Annotated in this window: 1 protein-coding gene and 1 pseudogene; both read right to left on the minus strand. The window is 34.4% G+C overall.

Annotation, left to right across the window (positions count from 1 at the left end; genetic code table 11):
• Positions 1-132 precede the first annotated feature (132 nt).
• Positions 133-1,044 carry a hypothetical protein gene (locus ACFILZ_RS09160; protein ID WP_375610962.1) on the minus strand — a complete coding sequence of 304 codons (912 nt, stop codon included), beginning with the start codon at positions 1,042-1,044 and terminating at the stop codon, positions 133-135.
• A 1,573-nt stretch (positions 1,045-2,617) separates the two neighbouring features.
• Positions 2,618-5,194: pseudogene (locus tag ACFILZ_RS09165) on the minus strand (type ISP restriction/modification enzyme); the annotation flags it as partial.
• Positions 5,195-5,271: the final 77 nt, after the last annotated feature.

Genomic DNA, 5,271 nt, shown 5'->3' on the forward strand with positions numbered 1-5,271 from the left:
TTGATTATTAAATACACGTGTCTCATTTGTGAGTGCAAACTTTTTTTGCATAGCACAATTCCTTTATAAATAGATTTGAATTTTAGAATGAAATGTTTAAAGAGGGGCGCCCCCGCCGCGCCCGCGCGTCATTTACACAGTTGTAAAAACAATATCACCAGTGATAACGGGTTCTTTATAATTGCCACCAATTTTGGTATCACCACCAATCTCAGTATAGCCAATTACCTTGGCATTGCCATAGACATGAGCATCACCATGGACCTTGCCATAAATTTTTGCATTGTCATAAATGCGAGCATCATCATAAACCTCGGCATTATCAGAAATTAAAGCATTATTGGAAACCCAAGCGCCACCATAAACCTTGCCATAAACCTTGGCTTCTCTATTGACCATAGCAGCGCCACAAACATGGGCATTATCGCAAACCCTAGCATTATCAAAAACTATAGCATTTTCATAAACATGGGCATTATCATAAACCTGAGAGGTTCCTAAAACACGCGCTTTATCATAAACCTCAGCATTGCCATAAATTCGAGTTTTATCAAGAAATTTGCCATAAATAGTGTCATAAATTTTTGCATTTCCATACACTTTAGCATGTCCAAAAATATCACCATAAATCAATGCGTTCTCATAGACTTGCGCATTGCCATAAACCTCAGCTCTAATATGCACGCTAGCATTGCCATAGACCCTTGCATTTTCATAAATTTTTGCAGATCCAGTAATTTTTGCATTATCCGAAACATGGGCATTATCGTAAATACGAGCATCACCATAAACCATGGCATTGCCACCGACCCAACAATCACCATTATGAGCTAAATTTGCAACCTTATGTATAAAGCCGCCTAAATCACCAGCTTTTATATTAGCAAAATCCCTTAAAGCCCGAATGCGATAAAGAGTATAATCACCAACCTCTATTGTCTCTCCTGTAAATTCGTATTTTTTTGCAGGCTCTTGTTTATTAACGGGCGCGGTTTCATTTGAAATGGAAGAGATAACGGGGGTGTTGTTTGATGTAGTTGTCATAATTAAACCTGTATGTTTTAAAAAGTTTTGAATTGACAGCCTATAAGGGCGCCGGGCGTTCAAAACACGGCATACAGTCCGTTGCTATGCTTTTCCCATAAGGGTATTGTATGGCATAAGCACACCCGACATAAATACATACACTTATAATATAAAGCGTTGTAATAATCGAATTTTGTAGAGGAAGTAAACAATTTTGGTTGTTTATCCACTGTATGTTTAGCGTTTTGAATCACTTGAGTATTTATATAACAAAATACGTATTTATTGTCAAATAATATTTTATCTTTTTTGATATTTTTTTGTATTTTTTTAATACGTTGTGTATCGATAATATCGTATGCTTATTAATTGCTTCTTTTATATTCATGTGCTTTTAAAGCTATATTATAGGTTTTATGAAACGATTGCGTTATTTTCTGAATCTATACATTTATAATATTTAGAAACGATCTCATAATGCGTATTTTAAACTTTATAACCTATCAATTTTGTCACTAAATGGCTTTTAAGATTTCTGTTAATTTCTTTTAATAACACATTTTAGACTTAACAGCCTTTATAGGGACTGTCTTTATAAACAAATGCTTTCATTTGCATTTTTGCTTTCTCTATAGTTGTTATGTTCTTTATAGCCATGGCATCATTTTTCATTGTCATAAGAGAAGCGATAAATAGAATAATTGTGATTTATAGACTGTTATGAAAACATCTAAAGAGAGATTGATCATTATAGAGATCAGAAAAATACCTTTTAATAGGCTTTTGTCAGTTGTGTCAGTTTTGTCAGTTCTTTTTAGACCCTCTATTATTTTTTTAAATGAGAGAAAATTAAAAACATTATATTTCAATAGGTTATAATTTTAATGATGCAACCTTTATTAAAAGACAACCCATAAATTCAATTCATAATATATATTTGTCAGTTATGTGTCAGTAAATTGAACCGACAAAAGTGATTATTTTAGTGAGTGATTAAAATGTGCTTTATGAAAAGCATATGCTCCTTTAAAGCCTTTTCAAAAGATAGTTTGTAACGCATAAGAAGTACTATCAAGACCATTATGGTTATGAGTTTTGAAGATTTTGAGTATTTTGAGGGTTCCTTTTACGCCCCTTTATATATTATTTTTCAATCAAAAAATAAAAGTTATTATATTTCAATATGTTAATGTTTTAAATAAACAACCCATATTACACACAACACGTAAATACAATCTGTAATATATATAAAAAGGGGTTTTGAAGGTATTTTGAGGGTTTGAGAAACCTTCAAAACCTATAAGTAATATAAGAAAATGAATATACATAACTCTCTTTAAACAAAGCTATCATTTTAGATTACGGTATAATCTTTTAAAGGCAATGTAAAAAAATTTAATTCACTTTAGATAGGGTTTCTTAAAAGTCTTAAAGGCAATCCAAATAAGAGTATCTAAAAGTGCAAATGATTTCTTTTTAGAATAAAGCATATAAGCACTCTTTTTAAAGATTGTATCTAATCAACTTAACAAGAGAGGTATAGATTATGGTTATAAGACTCTATACCCCTTGTGAGTTTAGCAAGCCAAGTCTATTCAATTTCTTTAATTTCTAGTTTTGGTAGGTTCTTAACGATTTTCATTGTCTCTAAACTTACGGTAATAACCCTCTGAAATAACTCTAGAGGGTAGGCAGGGTTGCCAACGGTTTCAACAGCATAACGGTTGGCATCATTCACAATGCCACTCTTTTTATCAGTCTTAACGCATTGACGCCCCATAACCCATTCAAGAACAGGCTTGCCATTGACGATATACTCATAAGCTTCAAGAGGGATATCTGTTATGGTAATATTGCTATTGTAAATAACAGTTGATTTATCCTTTTCGGCTTTGCCTTTCTCTTTACCTGCTTTTGCGAATTTCATTTCAGTCACATAATAAAACTTTTCGGGATTAGAGATCTCTGTCTGTTTTGGATTACCCTTTTTAAAGGTTACTGGATACGGCTCTACAGTTTCATAATTCACGTGCAAATGACCGAGTTCACGCCCTGCTGTCACAAACTTCCAAAAATCATCAGCACTCTTTACACAAGGGATACGAGGCAGTTCTTTAGAGAGGTTATCAGCATAACGAGAACGATAATCTTCCGAATGAAGTAGACCGTAAACATAATAGAATAGATCATCTTTTGTTATGGTTTCATTAGGATAAGCCTCTTTAAAATGTGCTAATCCCGCATCTGTAATGCCATCACACTGTTGTAAATCAGCATTGTTGCTTTTTTCTATAGAATTCGTAAATAAATGTGACTGGTTATTATCTTTAGATTTTAAGGAGGTAATATCTTCATAAAAGTATTTTGGAAAGCATTGACCTGTATCTATTGCGTGAAGGTTAGGTAAATCCTTACTCATCAAAACAGAAAATCCACTTCTTGCTCCTACGCCTGTAACTTGTATTACCTTATTTTTTACCGCTTGTCCTATCGGGAATATACGCGGCATTTGATAGACTGCTTCATTAAAGACGCTATTGTAATAAAGCCATTGTTTTGTAAAAGGGCGATAAAGGCTTTGAGTAAGGCATGTAGCTTCAAATTCTGAAAATTTGCCTCTTAATAATTCTCCTTTAAGAGTACTGCTCCAACTAATTTTTTTACTATCTGAATTTACGAAATTATCTACAGCCTTTTTACATGTGTTACGGTCAGCATGTGGATAGATCTCATTAAAACATTTCACTTCGCTGTTATAAAAGGTAATCATATTACCCATATTCTTTGCTAAAATTTCACGGCTTGAGTTATACGCCCAAGCATCACGATTGGTTGAAACACCAAGAGAATAAGTTTCAAAGAGTTTTTTATCATACCCCTTTTTGATACCCATAGCTAAGAATGTTTTGAAACTTTTATCACGTTGATGTATCCAATCACCATGCTTATCTGGTGTAATTATTTTCCAACCTTGTTTACTCCGTGTAATGCCACCAACACTACCAAAGTCTTGAATCATTCCAAGTTTTTTTTCGGTGGAAAGATTATCTCCAATATCATGATAGTAAATTTTACACTCTCCAGAAACATTGGGATTTTTGATAAATAGCGTTACCGCAATACCAGTCATACTACCACTACCAAAAATATTCTCTCCTTCTTGAGAAGATCCATTGCTTAATATATTTTTGCGGATATCCCCCCGTAAATTAAGCACATAAATACTCGTAAACTCTTTGGCTAAAGATTTTCGTAAACCATCCATTGTTGGCTTTTCTACATAACTAGAACCAGAAACAAAGCCGATTACTCCAGCATTACCAATACGGTCACTCGCCCAGCGAATGGCACGAATATAACTATCATATAACTTTTGCGTACTAGTTGCTTTCGATTGAGCTATATAAGTCTCACGAATGCGGTCATTTAATATCGGATAGGGTGTATTCTTTGCATTATCATTTTCACTCTTTTGTCCTACCGAATAAGGAGGGTTACCAAAGATAACTTCAATATCCAGTTTCTTTTGATGTTCCAGATATTCACTGTTTTCTTTAAATAATTTTTGCAGAAGGTTCTTCTCTTCAAGCATGCGGAAAGTATCGGTTAAGCCAATATGCTTAAAGGGAATATACTCTCCTTTCATGATACTATGATAGGTCGATTCAATGTTAATCGCTGCTATGTAATAGGCAAGCAAAACAATCTCATTGGCATGGATATCATGACGGAACTTATATTCCATATCCTCTGGTTTGATGAGATTGGATTGTAAAAGCCGTGTGATAAAGGTACCAGTACCTGTAAAAGGGTCAAGAATAGAAACACCCCGTGACCCCAAGCTTTTGCCAAATTCATTCCGCAACACATCATCAACAGAATGAATGATAAAATCAACAACCTCAACCGGCGTATAAACAATCCCAAGCCTATCCGTGGTTTTCTTAAATGCCTTGGAAAAGAAATCCTCGTAAAGTTTGATAATAAGGTTCTGTCTTGCATGGGGTTCGGTTATCCCAGAGGCGCGGAATTTTACACTGTTATAAAACCCTTGGAGTTCTAAAGACTCTTGCTTGATATCGGTTTTATCCAACTCAGCTAAAATTCTTTCCATCGCTTGTGAGATGCTATTGTTCTGGACAAATTCATTGCCCTCAAACAAAGCTTCTTGATTATGACAAACGCGAAGCAACTTCTCTTGGTTCTGATGGCAAAGAGCCGGAATTGGCGATTGATTCCAGTGAG

It is taken from the genome of Bartonella sp. AP40SXNS, from assembly GCF_042195825.1.
Lineage (GTDB): Bacteria > Pseudomonadota > Alphaproteobacteria > Rhizobiales > Rhizobiaceae > Bartonella.

Excerpts from the sequence above, each read along its gene's own strand:
- ACFILZ_RS09160 (WP_375610962.1), bottom strand. The coding sequence starts at position 1,044 with ATGACAACTACATCAAACAACACCCCCGTTATCTCTTCCATTTCAAAT.